The following is a 19,474-nucleotide window of genomic DNA, read 5'->3' on the forward strand; positions in this document are numbered from 1 at the left end:
GGCAGGCCTCTCTACTCAAAGGAGGCACAACGCAAAATCTGGCTTGTTATCCTGACCATCTTTAATAGCTATCGGTTCAGTTTTATTCTGAAGAACAATGAGGTCGGTCAATGACCAAGTAGTTGGCTAAGCCAAAAAAGTAGCCACATGCTTACAGCATTTCCGGAACATATTCTGGCCCCAGATAAAACCAAGCCCAGTAATCACAAATTTCAAGCCAGCGCTTCAAACTTGCTAAATTTTCCACATCATGTGGACGAGGCCGTAAACGAGAAGGTAAATAACTGGTAAGCGCACGACAGCTTTCACAGACAATATTCGGCATACAACACTTCGCCTGACTCATTTCTAGATTATTCAGGTAGGTTTCATGGGTACCATTATGAAAGCTAGCACAATCAGTGGCATAACCTGTTAAAGAGTCAAGCGAATACAACAAACCCAATGCAGTCACTTCATGATGAAAGACACCTGGGTATACGACTATCTCTGGAAAGTCATTGGTTACAGCCGCCACGATCCTTCGGCACTCAGCCCATAACTTTAATCTTCTGGCAGTGAAAAATCTAAACCAAGGGTATGTACACAATTTTCTTCCAGCAACGAAGTAGATGAAAAATCCAGCATATCATTAAAAGACAGTTTTTCATTCTGGAACAAAATCGGCATAGAAATATTTTCATAACTATTATTAATTTCTTCAGGAGAAATTATTTCAGAACGAGAATAAAGCCACTCCACAGCCAAATCATATTTATCCGAAAACTCCAACACTTTACATTTATATGAAGCATTAGATAGCCCTTCAGTGTAAATCTTACTTCCTGAAGGAAAATTAGAAAAAGAAAGCATCATTTCATCAATATCAACACCAAGATCAGATAAAAACTGTCCGCGAATTAAAAAATGACATGCAGAATTTAATCTTGATAATAAAAAATTAATGTTATTAATAAACTCAATAGCAGAGGAAGGACTGTAAACAGTTATATTTTTATAGATGGACTGCACTTCAAAAAAACCAACCTGTTTTCCTTCTTCATTATTAAAAGCAGTTTTACAGGGCAAACAAAAAACGCTTAAACGGCTTAATTTTTTTTTGTAAAGATTAACAAACACCTCAAAATCAGAGCTATCACCAACCACAATCAAATGTTCAGGAATTTCGCTTGTAATCGAATCCAACAGTGGCGCATGATTAAGAGCTGGATAATCGAACTCTGCTCTACCTAGACGATGAACTATTGAAGAATACACGCTTGGCAAACCCAAAGATTCACCTACTGCAGATTCTGCCCGGTAACCAATAGCAGGCTGTTTGAGGAAGCTCCCAACCATGACTTTCTTTTCAAGAGAATTTTTTTCGCGAGCAAAAGCTTTTAACTCGATCGAGTCAGCATAGTCAGGAGCATTAAAAATAGCATAAGCAATAGGTCGGTACCATTGCTCATCAACTTTCTCGCCGTTGACAATAAGATAAAATGCAAACTCTGGATCAGAGAAAAATCCATCTACTAAAGATGCTTGTGCATGAATTTCTTCGTCCACGAAAGAACACGATAATGATAGGCTATTTTTAATAGTGCTTAAATTAGGCCATCGTCCTGCATTGGTTTCAATAAACCATGTAGAAGCATAGTCAACCGCACGCTTAACGAACAAAGGATTGGTAAAATTACGAATATTGGTAAAATAGTGATCATGGCCAGCAATGAGAAAACAAAAATAACCTATTTTTCTAAGAGTCTCATCAATACAGCTGCCAACATAATGCTCAATTTGAATAACTGTAGGACTGCTAACAAGCAAGTTCTTAGCACCATCAATAACTTCAAGCTCATGCCCTTCTACATCAATCTTAATGCCTAAAACTTTGCCACTAATGCCTTCGATTTCGTCAAGTGTGATTGCAGGCACATCACTAATTTCAGAAAAAACAGCTGAATTATGAATGGATGTATTGATGACGCTATTTACCCCGGACATAGGAGAAAATGTTCCAAAAGATAAATTTCCATTTGAATTAGAAATTGCAAATTGAAACGGCAAAATGACACTAGACAAACAATTCAGGGCTATATTCTTTTCAAGTTCACGATACGAAGCTTCATCAGGCTCAAAAGAATATACACATCGAACATTCTTTGGGATAGTAGAGGCTAAACTATAGAGACCAACGTTAGCTCCAATATCTAGGACTACTTCAACATTTGCAAATTCAAGAAATGATAGAAAAAAAAACGGCTGTACTGGTTCATGTTCAGCAGTTATTTTATTCCGACTTATTGAAGCGGCTGTATAAAGAAAGCAATCCATAAGAAACTCTTTTTTAAAATTAATTTATATTATTTTCTTGTAATTAGAAAAAGTGAAAAGGCCTTACCTGTTGCCGCATCACTTTTATAAGAAGATGAACTATCGAGAATAGCATTCAAAATCCTATCTTTGACTTCACGATCCACAACTTCATTAGCAAACAAGAAGTCAGAAAGAAATACTTTTAAATCATTTTTATTAGATGGAATATTATTTTTTTCAAAAAAACTTCTTGCTAATTTAAGAGCGCCATGGATAGGGCCAGATTTAATATCCGCTGGATGCCCAAATACAGAATATTTACTCACCTCGCCCAAACCACCAAAATAACTCATTCGCTCACAGGCATAAGATGGACTTATTTGCTTCCTAATATCATCATATGGTTCAATTGCTATTAAGGGGTCTAATAAAATTGCTAAATCTTGTGATATTTTATTTTTATCACGACACTGTATATCAAAGCAATTATAAGCAACTCGAATCAAGCTCTCATTTACTAATGGCCTAAAACCTAACAAGGTAGATTGTAAAAATCTGCTACCATGCAGTGGGTTTCGATAACCTAGATAATGAAACTCAGAAGAAAAACTCGACTCATCATCAAGGCCTAAAGACTTAACACCTTTTTTTATTTCTCTGTTAAATAAGTCATATAGTCCACTATCGAGGGAAGACAATCCTATTGAAGAGCATTTTCGCCACCCATAATTACCTTTAAAAAGCTCGCCACCATGACCTCCGAGCCTTATAAGAGAGTCCTTTTCCAAATATGAACCACTTGAGTACAAAGGGTCATAAATACCACAACAAAAAATAAGCCACTCAAAAATTCCGTTTATTTTTGTACTTTTTCGGGAGGCTGGTCTACTATTAAAATTCACACCTATACTTTCAGATATATTACAAGCAATATCAAAATCTTTAGTTAAATTCTTTTTAGAATTCACACCGAAGCCTACTAAAGATTTATCTTTCTTCATCTTTGAATAGGCGCATAGTAAAATTCTTGAGTCCAAACCGCCAGATGCTGACAAGCTCAAATACGATTCATCTATACCTGCAAGCCCACTCATAAGACCATAAATCTGAGATGCCGCTTTTAGGACTAATTCTTTATAGGATGACTTCTGATTAATAAGAAAATTTAATGAAGCATCTTGCTGCTCTACTATTAAATTATTCTTATGGAAATAAACACATGAGTTAGCTGGGAGATACTTTATTTGCTTACAGACTGTATCTTTGCTCAGTAGCTGATATGTTATTGCATTAAACCAAGACCTGGAATTAAAAGATTCATCGTGAAAATCAGCATCAATATTTAAAAAACGACGCAAGGCCATCAGCATAAAAAAAGAGTCTGACACCGCACCACCACCAAACTCAAAAACTGTATAGAGCTTAGGCATTAAACCAAATTTATCACCATGAACTTTCAAGTAATCATTTCTTCTTTGTAACGAAATAAAGCAACCTTCGGATCTATTTAAAGCCTCATAGTTATTAAAGCCAAAACCATCATGAAAAATGATACTTCTCTCGTCGTGATCTATTGCGACTCCTTTTAAGAATCCTGATGTGCCACTCTGAACACCTTTAGAAAATACAAACACTTTAAAAACGCCCCAATCAAACTTGTGGCAATCGCTATCAAAAACCTCAGCAAATTCTGAGATTTGCATTTCATAGGGACTGTCTAACGGAGCTGAAACAATAAGGTAGTTTGACACACCAGAACTCATCTATGATTAAATTAAGGATAAAAAACTTCGTTCATAGAACTGATAAGAGATAAGTAACCTTGCCCTGCATCTCTCTTAAGCTTTTTAACTAGCAAAGAATGAATGGGAGCGGGAGTTGGAGGTATCTTTCTATAAAGTTCTTCATCGTGATAATTACCAAGTAAGTCTGGGCGCTGCATGTATCTAAACAGGTTTCTATTTTTTTGTGTTGAAGAAAGCTGAATCACAGGAACGCTGTACATACTTGCAACAACTAATGCATGAAATTTCATACTCAAAATAAGATTGCACTTACCTAAAGCTTTACATAGCTCCATAAGGTCTGTTGAGTAAACAATTTCTTCATCATCATATGCGAAGTCTTTCGAGACCGATAGATCTCCATCACCCAAATTTCCAAAAGCAGCAACAATAATGCTCACTTTGTATCCAAGTCTTTTGGCTTCATTAACAGCCTTTCTTACTTGCTCATACTCGCCAACTAATGATTTATGACTGCGTAAAACAACCCCTAGAGTTTTATCTTTAGGGTCACGCTTTACAGAGGGAATATTCATCGCAAACACAGCATCTGGATATGTTACTGTTTCAACTTTAGGCTTTACTGTGGCATCAAAATAATTTTTACTTTCAATATCTCTTAGACAAACATATTTCACTGAGTTACTAGAAAAAAAATCATGGAAATAATTTAACGCACGAGACTGTTTAACCTTTAAATTTGGACAGCCAATGCCATGGACGAATACAGGCTTTTCTAGATACTCTTTACGCCAATAGAGGTCTGAAACTGCATTGGGATTAACTAAATCTCCTCCTCCAATCAAAAAACCATCATAATTTTTCAAGTTTTTTAAAGCGGCATCAGAGAAATAAGGCTGTTCTAATTTATCGTGAACCACTTCCAAGTCATAATCATCGGATAAGAATTGCTTGTGAGCTTCCATAAAGAGCTCGTCGCCAAAATTCCCCCAGCCAAAATATCCAACCAAACCAATTTTAGGCTTATTCATCTCTACATCCTTTCGCTATTTAATCAAAGATAGTCGTCAATTTTTTTCTGATAGACATGACAGATATCACTTAACACGCCCTTACACTTATCAACATTATCTTTATCAACATAATCTAGTTTTTTTAAATACCAATCTGACATGAATTGGTCAAAACGATTTTCGATAAATATCTGTAACAAACCATTTTCTTCTAAGAATTTTTTCTGTTCTTTCTCAAGAATGAGCTTTTTCTTGAAATATCCTTCATCAACTTTGTTAGTAATTGAATCAGAACGATCTGCATAATAAATAATATATGCTTCACCATTAAAACATCCACACGTAGCCTTAGCAATAAGCTCCCAACCAAAAAGCGTGTCTTGTCCTGCTGAACGCTCAACAAAACGAATATTTTTACTTATTAATAGTTTTTTAGATATCACAGCTGATTGCGTAGCGATAACAGGGAAGCGTCCGCGATCAAAATAACCCTTTTTAAAATCTCGAATAACACTTATACGCTTGGGAGTATGCTTGCCAATAGTTCTAACATCTTCACCAACTTTAACATGAAATCCAGAAACAAACTCAACGGGTTCCGGTGAGTTGTGATTAGCTTCTAGGTACAACTCTATTAGCAAGTCATAAGCGCCTGGCGCAATCTCGTTATCTGGATCAAGGAAGGTCACCAGTGTTGCAGATGCCATATCAATTCCCTGATTTCGAGGGCGAGATGCACTACCACTACCTCCATCATGATTAAATTTTACACGTACATTAGGATACTGAGCTTCCAAATACTCAAGTGTCGACAGTGTTTCATGGTCTGTTGAACCATCGTCTACTAATAATATCTCCATCTCAGACCATATTTTATTACGCTGAAGACTAGGAAGACATTTTGATATCAGAAAGCGACCATTATTATAAACAGGAATTATCACTGACAGCTGATAATTCAACTCATTTAAAGAATTTACTTGCATATATCTAATAAAATTGACTTCAAATGGATCAATACTATAACCATTTTCATAACTAAAGCTTTGGCTTTCATTGTAGCTTAACAAATCGCCTGGTTTAAGATATTTCGCACTAAACAAAGATAGCCCTTTACCACTACATAGAGCTGTATACTCATGCTCTTTACCAGGCACATATTGGCCGTATACGTTAAAAAAAGAATTCTTGGTTATATAAAAACAATTCGTATATTTAAAACCATTCAAAAGGTCGCTAAGATAGTATTTCTCATAGCTATTTTCTGAATTAAACCAACAAAAATAACCAATACTATAATCTTTTTTTATTTTCTCCCAACTCTCTAGATCTGCCTCCTCGATCAATATTTTATGAGGATAGGCCTGAGCTTCAAATGAACGTATCACACTATCTGTTTTATCACTGCAGATAACTGCAATAGTTTTATCAGGCTTCGTTACGTTTTTTAGCCCTATGTTTTCTAATAGCTTTGAGACAACTTGATAACTCGTTTTGCTATCAAGAACTTCACGAATATTGCTAACATTAACTCGATATTCTTCCCAGGTTTCATCTTTGCAAAAATCGAAACTCATATCTTGTTTATAGGGTACTATACGAACTCCTGGGAATTTATTGAAAACCGAATTAGCATAGTTCGATATAAAACCATTCCCTTGAGCCTGAAGCTCATAAATTCGCATAGCACACATGGTAGGGCTTTGCTTGATAGAGTTAAAGTTCAAATTGTAACGAAATAGCTTATGTAGCTTTTGAAGCACGTCGTGTTGTACCGGCGGCAGCACGCTAGACTGGAAGCGATCTGGATAAACAAGATCGTCTGATTCTGAACCAAAGTTACGGTCTGCTATCAATACTTCACCGCCAGAATCAACGATCGAATCAAAAATTGTTTCCATATCATCGCAACGCTCTTGATATCGCTTAGGATAGGATCCTGCGAAAAAAGCAGCATTTCGAGTATTTCTACGACAACCGATTGGATTATTTAATTGTGGATTTACACCATATTCACCAAAATAGACTCGATCGTGACCTAGCTCCTTCTTATAGCGATCAATGCAGTCTGTGTCTGTTGTTAGAACATAATCAAACTTTTCGGCTATTGGTAAAAAATAATCAAAATTTGAAGGATCTTCAATTGTTTGGAAAACAGTTTTTATATTATTTTCTTTTGCATGCGTTAATATTTTTTCTAGCGCATTTTTAGGAGTATCCCTAAATTTCACACCACGCCATTCCTCATTATTGATACCTTTCCAACATGTAGTATATATAAAGATATCTATTCCTTTCGCCAAAATTTCTGAGTAATTGCTCGGGCTTAGGTAATGAACTTCATTGAAAACGTCCTTGTAAAAGTTATACATATATACATCACCGATAACTCCTACACGAAAACTATGTTTAGAAAAATATTCAGTACCGTTACTATCTGGAATGGATTCTGCTTCTAGAAGAATCTCGTTAAATGATTCAATATACTTACATTCTTTAGCACTTTCCCTAAGTCGTTCTTTGTTAGAAATCAGCCTATATCCACCTGCAAGCGTCATACTAGACTTAACACCAAAGGCAACAATCTTAATAGACACTTCAACAGCATTTTTAGGCGATAAAAAAGTATGATTCTTAGCTTTTTCAGTTACAGACTCATGAGTAGCTATATAAAAATATGATCCAAAAGCTTTTGATTTAGACATTCCAGGATAAGGCTTCGGTAACATCCTACCTTCTTTATCGTAAAATGTAACGTCAGCAACAGAACCTTTTGGATTTTCACTACTAGATAAACACTTAATAATTAGTGAATACTCTTCACCAGCCTCGACTTTTTGTTTTATTTCAAAAGAATTACCAGGATTTATTATAATATCTTCTGATTTCTTAGTTTTAACCCTACCCCTCAAGCTTTTATTTACACTTAAAGCAGGCATACTTGTATAACGCTTAAGCGGCTGAGATTCAATTACTGTCTCTATACCTTTAGTTTTTTCTAAGAGAGATGCGAGCCTTTTCGCATGAACCAATGGCAATGTAACACTATCAACATTCTTAGAAATCGCCTCAATACTTTCTTCTTTCACCCCATTTTTTACCAATGTAGATTTAACTTGCCGGTTGTTCACAAATACATATTCAGCTTGCTTAGCTACAAATAGGCAATGTAATACTTTCTCGTCAGTTACATCTTCTTGGCTAGGCCCCATTCCATAAATCGTCAACCCTAACCGTTTTGCTGCAATCCACGCGCCCAACCCTACATCAGTCGTTTCTGTCAGAACGGCCGTGGGGCGATACACACGTAATAGCTTGATCAGTTTCTCTACGGTAGCCTCTAATGTAGCACGCGCGCACTCTGAAGCACTGCTGGGTAACGTGGAGTAAAGATAACGCACACCGTTGATATCAGACTCAGGGGTTATTAGGTCGTTTCCCTTCCCTTCAGCATCCCAAGGCCAACCAGGGCGTACCATACACAGGGTTTCAAGGCCTTGCCGGTTCAAGGCTTCTGCAAGTTGCTGAGTATTGCCATTCGCTGTGCCATGACCCTGATTTACTAAGTAGGCGACCCGTCCTTCTATTGGCTGGATGATAGGCGTAGGGGCCTGATTAGCAAGCTGTTGGGCGTGATTGAGCAGATCGTCCATAGGAGTATATTACTGTTACCCGTTAAGTTTTGAGACTTTATTTACAGTCATGAAGGTTACTAGCGTATCGTGCCGGTCTGTCGTGGGTTCCCGATAAACACATTTGGAAATGACTTCTAATACCCTGGCCTTGGTAGCAAAGGTCAAGGTGGATTCCCGATAACCTCACTCGGGAATGACAGTTTTGGTGCAATTCGGGAATGACGGGATATCACTGGATTCCCGCTAACCCCGCTCGGGAAGGCCAGTCGGAAATCCAGTTCGGTGCTCGGGATGACGAGCCGAAAATAGAATTACCCTAGCAGCCCGACCGCGTCGATCACGCTTTCTTTAGCACGTACTTGTTCGGCATTTGCGATAAATGGTTTGTGCTTAACGAGTACGCATACCACGTCCGCTTGGGTAAGTGCTTCTTCAAGCGTGGCCAGCGTGGTGTTCTCGCCTTGCAGCGTTTTAGGTAGTGACTTGATATTGGGTTCTACCACTTGCAGGCGGCAGCCTAGCTGCTGCACTTGCTGTGCAATGCCTAGTGCGGGGCTTTCACGCAGGTCATCGATATCTGGTTTGAAGGCAACGCCCAAGCAGGCCACGGTAAGGTCGCTGCGTTTGGCATCCGGGTGTTGCTGATGGTAGTACTCTAGCGCTTCTTTGACGCGGCCCAGTACCCACTGGGGTTTGTTATCGTTCACTTCGCGCGCGGCACGGATAATTTTCGCTTGTTCCGGGCAGGCATCGACAATGAACCATGGGTCTACCGCGATACAGTGGCCGCCCACGCCTGCACCAGGGGTGAGGATATTCACACGCGGATGGCGATTGGCCAGGGCGATCAGTTCCCACACATTGATGTCTAGCTCATGACAAATGGTGGAAAGCTCATTGGCGAAGGCAATATTTACATCACGGAAGCTGTTCTCGGTCAGTTTAGCCATTTCTGCAGTGCGGGCGGTAGTGGATACACAATCGCCTTCTACTACGATTTTGTAGAGCTCGCAGGCCACTTCGGCGCACTTGGGTGTCATACCGCCAATCACGCGATCATTTTCGACTAGTTCGCGGATAACATGGCCGGGCAATACACGTTCCGGGCAATGGGCAATACGAATATCCGATTCTTCACCGTGGGTTTGCGGGAACGTCAGATCTGGACGGGCTTCCGCTAGCCAAGCAGCCATTTGCTCGGTAGCGCCTACCGGGCTAGTAGATTCCAATACGACTAGGTTACCGGGCTTAAGCACCTTAGCTACAGCCTTACTGGCAGCTTCGATATAGCTTAAATCTGCTTTGTGGTTTTGGCCGTTTTCGTCGGTATGAAACGGCGTGGGCACGGCCACCAGAAACGCATCGGCAGGTTCTGGTGTGGTAGTTGCGCGCAGGTAACCCTCTTTTACTGCCGCATGAACAATCATGTCCAGTTCCGGCTCAACAATGTGGATGTCACCATTGTTGATGGTGTCGACAGCATGTTGGTTAACATCAACACCGATAACATTCTGTTTGCGGGAAGCGAAAACAGCAGCGGTAGGTAGGCCAATGTAGCCCAAGCCAATCATGGAAATAGTATCGAATTTCATGTGGTGTTCCGTGAGTAGGAATAGTGAGTCGTGAATAATGAATAATGAATAGTGAGTCGTGTCAGCAACTATTCACAGCGCGTAGCGCGCTCACATTTCACAGAGAAGCCAAAATATCGCGAATGCGTTCGCAGGCTTTGCCGTCGCCGTAGGGGTTGTGGGCATAGCTCATGGCAGTGTAGGCGTCATTATCGGTCAGCAGCCGGGTTAGCTCGCTGGCAATAGTCGCCACATCGGTGCCCACCAGTTTGACGGTACCTGCTTCTACGGCTTCGGGGCGTTCGGTGGTATCACGCATGACCAGTACCGGTTTGCCCAGCGAAGGCGCTTCTTCCTGAATGCCACCAGAATCGGTAAGGATAATGTGTGCCTGGTTCATCAGGTAGACAAACGGCAGGTAGTCCTGGGGTTCAATCAGGTGCACATTATCGACCCTGGCTAACAAGCGGTTAACCGGCTCACGGACGTTAGGGTTGAGGTGTACCGGGTAGAGAATCTGGGTATCCGGGTGGCGCTCGGCGGTAGCAGCTAGGGCTTGGCAGATACGCTCAAATCCGCCACCAAAGCTTTCGCGACGATGGCCGGTGACTAGAATCAAGCGTTTGCTTTCATCCAGCATGGGGAACCGCTTGGCCTGTTCAGCGGCTAGCGCCTGGTTGGTTTCCAGCTTATGGGCAACTTCCAGCAGCGCATCTATCACGGTGTTGCCGGTTATGTGGATAGTCGCTGGGGCAATGCCCTCATCCAGTAAGTTTTGCTGCGAGGTGCCCGTAGGCGCAAAGTGAACTGCAGCCAATGCTCCTGTGAGCTTACGGTTACCCTCTTCCGGCCAGGGAGAATATAGGTTGCCGGTACGCAGACCTGCTTCAACATGCCCTACAGGGATCTGCTGATAATAACATGCGAGGGTGGTCGCAAAGGTGGTGGCGGTGTCGCCATGCACTAGAACAATATCTGGTTTGAAGTCTTCCAGTACTGGTTTGAGCCCTTGCAGAATGCCACAAGTGACGTCGTTAAGATCCTGTCCCGGCTTCATGATGTCCAGGTCATAGTCTGGGGTAAGTTCGAATAAAGCGAGCACTTGATCTAGCATTTCTCGATGCTGAGCAGTGACACAAACCCGGGCTTCAAAACGCTCGTCTGAGGCAAGCTGCAGTGCAAGCGGTGCCATTTTAATTGCTTCTGGGCGGGTGCCGAAGACAGTGAGTACTTTCATTCTTTACCTTCTTTTTCAGTTATCAGTCCATCTTGAGGCCTGAGTGTCATACCTTGACAGCCTTATGACGTTTTCGTTTGGCCAGCGTCTTGTAGGCGGTATTCCAGTTCCTGACAACGGCGATAATAGTATTCCAGCAGTTCCTGAGTTTCTGCTAATTGCTGGGCAATAGGGATAGTCTCAGCACTTTTGGGTGCATGTTGGAACACTTGGCCGGGCTTCTGTAGCCTTTGTTCACAAATTTTAATATTAACATCAAATAGACTTTGCCCATACTGGTAGGCCGCTTGTTGATAGAGCGTTATGGCATTTTGATAATCGTTTTGTTTAAAAGCATCGTGAGCGCGCTTAACAAGATCTTTTTCCATGGGTATCTCGTGAATCTTGAATCGTGAATTTTAAGCTAGAGCCTTTCCCCCGTCATTGCCGAGCAGCTCCAACCCCGTCATTTCCGAGTGGGGTTATCGGAAATCCACCTTGACCTTACCCGCTAATACCTGAGTGCCTGAATCCAAACTGGATTCCCGCTAAGGACATGCGGGAATGACAGTTCGGTGGCATGCGAGAATGACAGTTCGAGCACCCCCAACTCCGTCATTTCCGCCCCCCCCAACTCCGTCATTTCCGAGTGGGGTTATCGGAAATCCACCTTGACCTTACCCGGTGATGCCTGAGTGCCTGAATCCAAACTGGATTCCCGCTAAGGACATGCGGGAATGACAGTTCGGTGGCATGCGGGAATGACAGTTCGGTGGCATACGAGAATGACAGTTCGAGCACCCCCAACTCCGTCATTTCCGAGCAGCTCCAACCCCGTCATTTCCGAGTGGGGTTATCGGAAATCCACCTTGACCTTACCCACTGATGCCTGAGTGCCTGAATCCAAAATGGATTCCCGCTAAGGACATGCGGGAATGACAGTTCGGTGGCATGCGTTAATGGCGGTTCGATGCATCAATTAATGGCGGTTCGGTGGTATACGGGAAAGACGGTTGGGAAGAATGCGTTATCTACCCTTCTACTCTGAGGCTGATTGTGTTGGGGAGCGTTAGCCATTGGGCTGGACGTTGGCGGGTTTCGAGTAGCGTATTCCAGCTTTCCTTTAGGTCGTTTTCCAGCGGATAGCTATTACCTTCCAGCACAATATCCAGCCGTTGCGTGGGTAGTTGCTGTAGCAGTAGCGTTAACGCCGCTTCTCGGCTATGCCCTGATTCGGCTAGCGTTTCGCCTACAATCGCTAGTACACGAGCATCTTCCGGCAGCCACTGGTTTAGGCGTTGCAGAACAGTATTTGCCGCGTAGAACAGCGCCGTTTGGCCGTTGGCTTGGCACTCTATCCAAGGGGCATGAACCACATTGACCGCGTGGCTAAGGCGCTTGTTATTCAAGCACTGTTTCAGCTCATCGCTAGCTACTTTCTGATGCGTAATGCTAATAATGGTTTGTGGCAGGTCAGCGTGAGATAACGTTACCTCGTGTTCCTGCCCGTGATGCTGGCCTTTCTGCCGGGTTAGTTTGGGCTGCTCTGCCCGGGCGTTAATTACACTTTGCGCCAGCAATTCCGTTGTGCCATTACTGCCAAAAATCACTATTACATCATGGTTATTTGCATTGTAGTGTTCTAGCAAGGCCATGGCATAGCCAGGTGCTAACGTTGTGCTAATTGGGCGCTGACCATGTTGCAGGTAGTTCATTAGCGCCTGTTCGTCACGCTGTTGGCGGGCGCTACGGGTAACGTGCTGACCAAGAGCGTTGGTGGTTTGCTGTATATAGCTGCGCTGTTCGCCGAACAGCGATTCCAGCTTACTTTCTAACTGCCCAAACCGTTCGTTACTTTGTTGTAACGTGGCGAGCTGTTCGCTGAGCTGGCTGATCGTAGCGTCTTTTTCAGTTAGCTGCTGCTGGACTTTCACTAACTCAGCTTCAGCTTCTTCATGCTGTTTTTTTCGATTAGCAAAGTAGCGCTGATAATTTTCGCGCTCTTCTTCGCTGTGCGTTAATTTTTCTTGAAGGCTAGCGATTTTCTCGACGCCCTCTTCTGCCTGCTGCTTGCGGTGAGTAAACCAAGTGTGCGTTTCTTGCAGCTTTTCCTGCGCTTTCTGCTCAGCTTGCACAGCGTCTTGATACTGCTGCTCGATCTTTTTGAGTGCTTGCTCGGTTTCCTGATGCTCTTTTTTTTGCTGCTGATTAGCTTTGAGCGCCTGATTTAGCTGCTTTTTTAGTGCATCCCGCTCTTCGGTTAGCTGGCTAAGCTGTGTATCACGCTCAGCCAGTTGTGCATGGGTCTCTTTTAGCTTGTGATACAGCGGGCTACGGTTAAAACCGAGAAGAAAGAAATCCGGGTCCGCGGCATCTTGAGCCACCACTTCAAAACCTTGCTGTTCGCACCATTGGGTTAGCTCGGCGTCTGTCGCCATGCCTTCGTATAAACGCAACGGGCTAGTACGTACCCACAGATGGGTTAACTGATCAAGTAAACCGGAATGATTGAACGCCTGCAGCAGGCTTAGGGAAATTTCCGGCTGTTCGATAATCAAATGGCTAAACGTTGCTTGGCTCAGGCCAGCCTGCTCTAGCGCTTGCGGCAGTGTTTGAGTGTCTACTGATTGATGACGAGCCTTGCCTAGACCAGGATAGAGGGTCGTTAGTTCACTGGCAGGAGCCAAGCTGTTGAAGTCTTTCAGTGTGTAGGCATAACACACTGCTTCACCGCCGGGGGGAGTTATCGGCTGGTCTGCAATATGCAATGCCGGTAACACTTGAGATAACCCTTTGTGGTGCGCTGAAACGGGCGAAAGTGATGCCAACAATACCGCTAAGTTGGCCTGTTTAATAAGCGTCTCACTCTCTTCACGTAGTGGGCCAATATGCACTAGCAGGTCGGCAGCTTGACTCATGCATCAGCCCCCTCTGTCGGTTTTTTGGGCGCGGGCAAATGGTGCTGTGGTGGCTGCGTTTTTCGCTGTTCGGCGATGCCATGCCGCAGGTAGTGCAGCAGCGGATGCTGACCCGATGCCGCGACATCTTTGTAGTGAGTAAGATAAAAGTCGGTACTGAATTGAGAACTTGGATGGCGGCCATCAATCGCGCCAAACTTAATAAAGTGTTCGGCGGGTTTAATACCTGACTTGGCAACATCAGGGTATTGGGCAAGGTACCAGTCGGCATCAAAGAACGGCGTTGCTTCCAGCATGGCTAGCTGCTTTGGTAGCTCTTTTTTGTAGCTTCGGCTATCGCGGTAAGCCACCGCGGCATGACGCTGTGCATGCACACGCAGCCACTGCACTAAGCTTTCCAAGTGGCTAATATGCCGCTGCGTATCCGCACGTAATATATTGAGCTCTTTCTGGCGTTTTTCCAGCTGTTGGCGGAAGTGTGCGGTATCTTGGGTACTTTTCTCTAGTTGTTGCTGGATTTTTTGCACTTCAGCGGCGCGCCGTTCTAGCTTGGTGACTACGCTGTCTATGTTTTGCTGCTGGGCGTTTACTAGGCGCTGTTGCTGGAAAATTTCGTCATCTTTACGCGCGGCTAAAGCTTGGTATTCTTGGCTTAGTGCTTCATAGGCCTGTTGGGCCTGCTGCAGGGTATTCAGCAGCTGCGCATTCTCTTTTTGCGCCGTAGCAAGAGTTTCCTGCCCCTCTTTTTGAGTATTGAGTTGCGCCGCCAACGCCTTTTTAAGGGACTCTTTTTCTTGCTGAAGTGCTAGCTGGGCCTTTTTAATGGTCGCGTTATCTTGCTCCAGCTGAGCATTTTTCTTTTGCAACGTGTTAGTTTGCTGCTGAAGTTCTTTAAGGCGTTTTGAACTCTCTTGCTCACGCTGCTCAACATTTGCCTTTTGCTTGTCAACACTTTCAGCCAGCGACGACTGAACGCTTTGAAGCTGTTGAAAAACAACAGCGTACTCTTCACGCGCGGCTGTTAGTTCGCCCTTCAAACGAGCGATATTCTGCTGTTGTTGTTCTTGAAGACTCTCTGCCTGTTGTAACGCTCGGCCATCCCGCTGCCCTTTTTCACTGGCTGCTTGCAAGGCATGGTATTCGTTAAGCGCGGCTTGGGCGATGGTCGCCTCTTGGCCTTCCTCAACTGGGCTCTCCTGGCTGCTAGCCAACAGGTAAGCATAGATATCTTGTAACGTTTGGGTTTGCCCACAAAGGTAAGCCGCGGCTAGCCGATAAATTGTTTTATCCGCCGCCGTGGTTGGTAAGTCGAGCGGTGCGTCAATGAGCTTGGATGTGCGACCTGGCGAGTAGCCTACTAAGGTAACCTGGCGGCGCGCTGAGCGAAACAGTGCAAGTAGTCGTTTAGCCTGCGCTAACCAATCATTAAGCGCCTCTTTGGCAACGGCGCCGCTTGCAAGGTTTGCTGCTAACCAAGCATCTGGCTGTGGCCAAGCGATCATTACCTGGCGCTCTGCGTCATGCTTACACCAAGCGCGTAGCTTAACGACGTCTTCATCATTCAACGTGGATAACAGATATATACTGCTTGGAGCTTGCGCATCTGCTTCGCTGATATCTACTAGTGATTCGCATGCCAACGGATTTTCCGCAGCTGGCAACAACTGGTGCGGCTCGTGCGCGAAGGCTTGCAAGCCCAGATAAATTACCCGCGGCATAGGTTGAAAGCTCCTTGCTTGAATGTTGATCATATTTTTCAAAATTGAACAGATAAGCTAGTTAGCCACAGGCACACTCTGACTGTACGAAAGGGCTAACCCAAACAGTAATGTTAAAACTGGGTGCTTGAACAAAATTAACAGCGCAATATCACAGCTCTCTTTAGCAGCGTTATGCTCGACCTACCGATATGTAGCGTAAATTAACGGCTTTGGCTTCTTTGGGGTTGTAAAGATTACGCCCGTCAATGACTACACCGCCTTTCAATTGATTAGCCAACCACGTTAAGTCTACTGCTCGGAATTGCTGCCACTCGGTACAAATCACCAGTGCATCTGCGTCGATGACGGTATCTTCCATTCGCTTACATAACGTTAAGTCTTCACGACTGCCGTAGATACGCGCTGCTTCTTCCATCGCTTTAGGGTCGAATGCTCGCACCTGGGCACCAGCTTCCCATAATGCTTCCATTAGTACGCGGCTGGGTGCTTCTCGCATATCATCAGTATTCGGCTTGAAGGCAAGTCCCCATACAGCGATTGTTTTGCCGCGCAACTGCCCATCAAGGGCATTGCTTAGCTTGGTGAACAGCGTCTGTTTTTGCCGTTCATTGACACTTTCGACAGCTTTTAACAGTTCAGCAGAGTAGCCTGCTAGCCCAGCGGTGCGGGCAAGCGCTTGAACATCTTTAGGAAAGCAAGAGCCGCCATAACCGCAGCCGGGGTAAATGAAATGGTAGCCAATGCGCGGGTCGGAACCTATGCCTTGGCGCACTTGTTCAATGTCGGCGCCCAAGCGTTCAGCGAGATTCGCTATTTCGTTCATAAAGCTGATTTTAGTGGCTAGCATGGCGTTAGCGGCATACTTGGTCAGCTCGGCACTGCGCACATCCATAAACAGCATTTTTTCATGATTGCGGTTGTATGGTGCATAGCATTCGCGCATTAGCTTTTCTACGTGGGGGCTGTCAGTACCCACCACAATCCGAGCGCCCCGAGTAAAGTCTTCTATCGCAGCCCCTTCCTTGAGGAATTCAGGGTTGGAACATACATCAAAGGTGTAATCTTTACCTAAACTGCTGAGCGTTGCTGCAATGGTATCGCGTACTTTTTCAGCGGTACCAACTGGCACAGTCGATTTATCAATAACAACTTTGTAGCCGTTCATATGCTGAGCAATCGTTTCGGCTACATTCAACACGTATTGTAAATCGGCACTGCCATCTTCATCAGCAGGCGTTCCTACCGCTATAAATTGCAGGGTACCAAATTGTACCGCTTGCGCTGCATCGGTGGTGAACTTGAGCCTGCCGTCCTCGCCGTTATGCCTTACCATGGCTTCTAGGCCAGGTTCATAAATGGGAATGATGCCTTGGTTTAACCGAGCTATTTTTTGCTCATCCACATCGACACATATAACGTGATGACCAGCTTCTGCTAAGCATGTGCCTGTAACGAGCCCTACGTAACCTGTACCAAAAACCGTTATGTTCATTCGTTCACTTCAGTTTGAGTGTGTTCGTTAGCTCACCGCTTTTAGTCAAAAGCTGGCGCGGCTTTAAAAGCAAGCCCTTGCTCATCTTTTGCCGAAAGCCGGGGCTTCTGGCCTTGGGTAGGCCATTGAATAGCCAGTTGCGGGTCGTTCCATAAAATAGACACTTCATCCCCAGGGGCGTAGTAATCGGTACATTTGTACTGAAACTCAGCCGTTTCGCTGGTGACGTAAAAACCGTGGGCGAAACCGGGGGGAACCCAAAGCATTTGCTTGTTTTGTTCACTAAGTGTTGCGCCTACCCACTGGCCATAGGTGGGTGAGCTTTGGCGCATGTCCACCGCCACATCGAAGACCTCTCCTTGGGTTACCCGCACTAACTTACCCTGTGGTTGCTGGTGTTGGTAGTGCAGCCCTCGCAGAATGCCATGAGTGGATTTACTGTGGTTATCTTGCACAAACGTGTAGTGGCCACAGTGATCTTCGAATTCACTTTGGCGAAAGGTCTCCATAAAGAAACCGCGCTCATCGCCGAACACTTGAGGAGTAATAAGCACAACATCAGGAATGGCGAGTTTTTCGTATTGCATATCTAAACCATGAGAGGTGAAGGATGAGGAGCTCGATGTAAGGCGTGAGGGGTAAGATTACTTTCTCCTCACGACTCACCCCTTACTTATTACCTTTCGTTTTGAGTAGGCGCTGCAGGTATTGGCCGTATTGCGTTTTGGCAAGTGGTTTGGCGAGTTCGGCTAGGCGTTCATCGCTGATCCAGTGCTGCTGCCAGGCGATCTCTTCCAGGCAGGCAATTTTAAGACCTTGGCGATGCTCTATGGTTTGTACGTATTGGCTGGCTTCTAGCAAGCTGTCGTGGGTGCCGGTGTCTAGCCAGGCAAAACCTCGACCTAGGCGTTCCACGCGTAAATCGCCACGCTTTAAGTAGGCGTTGTTGACGCTGGTAATTTCTAGCTCGCCTCGCTCGGAAGGGGTGACATTTTTGGCGATTTCCACCACATCATTGTCGTAAAAATACAGGCCGGTCACCGCGTAGGCAGACTTAGGCTTGCGGGGCTTTTCTTCAATGGAAATAGCGTTGCTATTTTCATCAAATTCTACAACACCAAACCGCTCGGGATCTTTGACTAGATAACCAAACACCGTCGCACCGGAGGTATATGAGCTGGCGCGTTTTAGCTGATCGGAGAAGTGTTGCCCATGGAAGATGTTATCACCTAACACTAGGCACACCGGGCTATCACCAATAAATTCTTCGCCAATAATAAACGCTTGCGCTAGGCCGTCTGGGCTTGGCTGCTCTGCGTATTTTAGGCTTATACCGAAGTCTTCACCGGTACCTAGCAAGTTTTGATACTGCGGTAAGTCTTCCGGCGTTGAGATAATTAAGATCTCTCGAATACCTGCCAGCATGAGTACCGAGATCGGGTAGTAGATCATCGGCTTATCATAAATAGGCAGTAGCTGCTTGGATACACCGCGGGTAATGGGATGCAACCGCGTACCGGAGCCACCGGCAAGAATAATGCCTTTCCTTGGTGTACTTTGACTCATAGTCATTCATTAACCTTTTGTTCTGCCGTTCCCACGCGCTCGACGTTTCGTCATTAACGTGGCCCGACGCTCTGTCATTCCCGCATGCCCGGCGTTCTGCCATGCTCGCGAGCCCGACGTTCTGTCATTCCCGCATGCCCTTAGCGGGAATCCAGTTTGATGTTAGTACCCCAGCCTCAGCGGGTAAGGCAAGGTGGATTCCCGATAACCCCACTCGGGAATGACGGGTACGTGGTTTGTCGAGAATGGCGCCTACTGACTGTCATTCCTGCGTGCCCCACGTTCTGTCATTCCCGCAT

The 19,474-nt window shown here is 44.6% G+C and carries 13 protein-coding genes; all 13 read right to left on the reverse strand.

The features are described from left to right. Nucleotides 1-151 precede the first annotated feature (151 nt). The 13 genes from IR195_RS13600 to rfbA all read right to left on the reverse strand — a co-directional run bounded on the left by IR195_RS13600 (nt 152) and on the right by rfbA (nt 19,175). Nucleotides 152-517: a hypothetical protein gene (locus IR195_RS13600; protein WP_206047828.1), complete on the reverse strand. Its 366-nt coding sequence runs from the start codon at nt 515-517 to the stop codon at nt 152-154. Nucleotides 518-543: 26 nt separating this feature from the next. Then, the gene (locus IR195_RS13605; RefSeq protein WP_206047829.1) at nt 544-2,316 is read right to left on the reverse strand and encodes an FkbM family methyltransferase; all 1,773 of its coding nucleotides are present in this window, start codon (nt 2,314-2,316) and stop codon (nt 544-546) included. 29 nt (nt 2,317-2,345) lie between these two features. Beyond that, nucleotides 2,346-4,049, reverse strand: coding sequence for a hypothetical protein (locus IR195_RS13610; RefSeq protein ID WP_206047830.1), 1,704 nt, complete (start codon nt 4,047-4,049; stop codon nt 2,346-2,348). A gap of 23 nt (nt 4,050-4,072) precedes the next feature. Continuing rightward, the gene (locus tag IR195_RS13615) at nt 4,073-5,074 is read right to left on the reverse strand and encodes a polysaccharide pyruvyl transferase family protein (protein WP_206047831.1); all 1,002 of its coding nucleotides are present in this window, start codon (nt 5,072-5,074) and stop codon (nt 4,073-4,075) included. A gap of 23 nt (nt 5,075-5,097) precedes the next feature. Next, entirely contained in the window at nt 5,098-8,709 is a 3,612-nt protein-coding gene (locus IR195_RS13620; protein ID WP_206047832.1) for a glycosyltransferase, read from the reverse strand. A gap of 293 nt (nt 8,710-9,002) precedes the next feature. Beyond that, the gene (wecC, locus tag IR195_RS13625) at nt 9,003-10,283 is read right to left on the reverse strand and encodes a UDP-N-acetyl-D-mannosamine dehydrogenase (protein WP_206047833.1); all 1,281 of its coding nucleotides are present in this window, start codon (nt 10,281-10,283) and stop codon (nt 9,003-9,005) included. A 97-nt stretch (nt 10,284-10,380) separates the two neighbouring features. Beyond that, the gene (gene wecB, locus IR195_RS13630) at nt 10,381-11,499 is read right to left on the reverse strand and encodes a non-hydrolyzing UDP-N-acetylglucosamine 2-epimerase (RefSeq protein WP_206047834.1); all 1,119 of its coding nucleotides are present in this window, start codon (nt 11,497-11,499) and stop codon (nt 10,381-10,383) included. 62 nt (nt 11,500-11,561) lie between these two features. Beyond that, the gene (locus IR195_RS13635; protein ID WP_125749844.1) at nt 11,562-11,867 is read right to left on the reverse strand and encodes a hypothetical protein; all 306 of its coding nucleotides are present in this window, start codon (nt 11,865-11,867) and stop codon (nt 11,562-11,564) included. 642 nt (nt 11,868-12,509) lie between these two features. After that, nucleotides 12,510-14,396, reverse strand: a complete 1,887-nt coding sequence (locus IR195_RS13640; protein WP_206047835.1) for a coiled-coil domain-containing protein — start codon at nt 14,394-14,396, stop codon at nt 12,510-12,512. Next, nucleotides 14,393-16,114 carry a coiled-coil domain-containing protein gene (locus IR195_RS13645; protein WP_206047836.1) on the reverse strand — a complete coding sequence of 574 codons (1,722 nt, stop codon included), beginning with the start codon at nt 16,112-16,114 and terminating at the stop codon, nt 14,393-14,395. The genes IR195_RS13640 and IR195_RS13645 overlap by 4 nt, the downstream gene beginning before the upstream one ends. Before the next feature lie 172 nt (nt 16,115-16,286). Then, entirely contained in the window at nt 16,287-17,609 is a 1,323-nt protein-coding gene (locus tag IR195_RS13650; RefSeq protein ID WP_206047837.1) for a UDP-glucose dehydrogenase family protein, read from the reverse strand. Nucleotides 17,610-17,650: 41 nt separating this feature from the next. After that, complete coding sequence (gene rfbC, locus IR195_RS13655; protein WP_206047838.1) at nt 17,651-18,196, reverse strand: dTDP-4-dehydrorhamnose 3,5-epimerase; 546 nt, start codon at nt 18,194-18,196, stop codon at nt 17,651-17,653. Nucleotides 18,197-18,278: 82 nt separating this feature from the next. Next, entirely contained in the window at nt 18,279-19,175 is an 897-nt protein-coding gene (rfbA, locus tag IR195_RS13660; protein ID WP_206047839.1) for a glucose-1-phosphate thymidylyltransferase RfbA, read from the reverse strand. Nucleotides 19,176-19,474 lie beyond the last annotated feature (299 nt).

The organism is Vreelandella venusta (genome assembly GCF_015689495.1).
Taxonomy (GTDB): domain Bacteria; phylum Pseudomonadota; class Gammaproteobacteria; order Pseudomonadales; family Halomonadaceae; genus Vreelandella; species Vreelandella venusta.

Bases quoted from the DNA above. Each gene is read 5' to 3' on its own strand.
- IR195_RS13650 (WP_206047837.1), bottom strand. From the start codon at position 17,609: ATGAACATAACGGTTTTTGGTACAGGTTACGTAGGGCTCGTTACAGGC.
- IR195_RS13640 (WP_206047835.1), bottom strand. From the start codon at position 14,396: ATGAGTCAAGCTGCCGACCTGCTAGTGCATATTGGCCCACTACGTGAA.
- wecB (WP_206047834.1), bottom strand. From the start codon at position 11,499: ATGAAAGTACTCACTGTCTTCGGCACCCGCCCAGAAGCAATTAAAATG.
- IR195_RS13615 (WP_206047831.1), bottom strand. From the start codon at position 5,074: ATGAATAAGCCTAAAATTGGTTTGGTTGGATATTTTGGCTGGGGGAAT.
- IR195_RS13635 (WP_125749844.1), bottom strand. From the start codon at position 11,867: ATGGAAAAAGATCTTGTTAAGCGCGCTCACGATGCTTTTAAACAAAAC.
- rfbA (WP_206047839.1), bottom strand. From the start codon at position 19,175: ATGAGTCAAAGTACACCAAGGAAAGGCATTATTCTTGCCGGTGGCTCC.
- IR195_RS13645 (WP_206047836.1), bottom strand. From the start codon at position 16,114: ATGCCGCGGGTAATTTATCTGGGCTTGCAAGCCTTCGCGCACGAGCCG.
- wecC (WP_206047833.1), bottom strand. From the start codon at position 10,283: ATGAAATTCGATACTATTTCCATGATTGGCTTGGGCTACATTGGCCTA.
- IR195_RS13605 (WP_206047829.1), bottom strand. From the start codon at position 2,316: ATGGATTGCTTTCTTTATACAGCCGCTTCAATAAGTCGGAATAAAATA.
- rfbC (WP_206047838.1), bottom strand. From the start codon at position 18,196: ATGCAATACGAAAAACTCGCCATTCCTGATGTTGTGCTTATTACTCCT.
- IR195_RS13620 (WP_206047832.1), bottom strand. From the start codon at position 8,709: ATGGACGATCTGCTCAATCACGCCCAACAGCTTGCTAATCAGGCCCCT.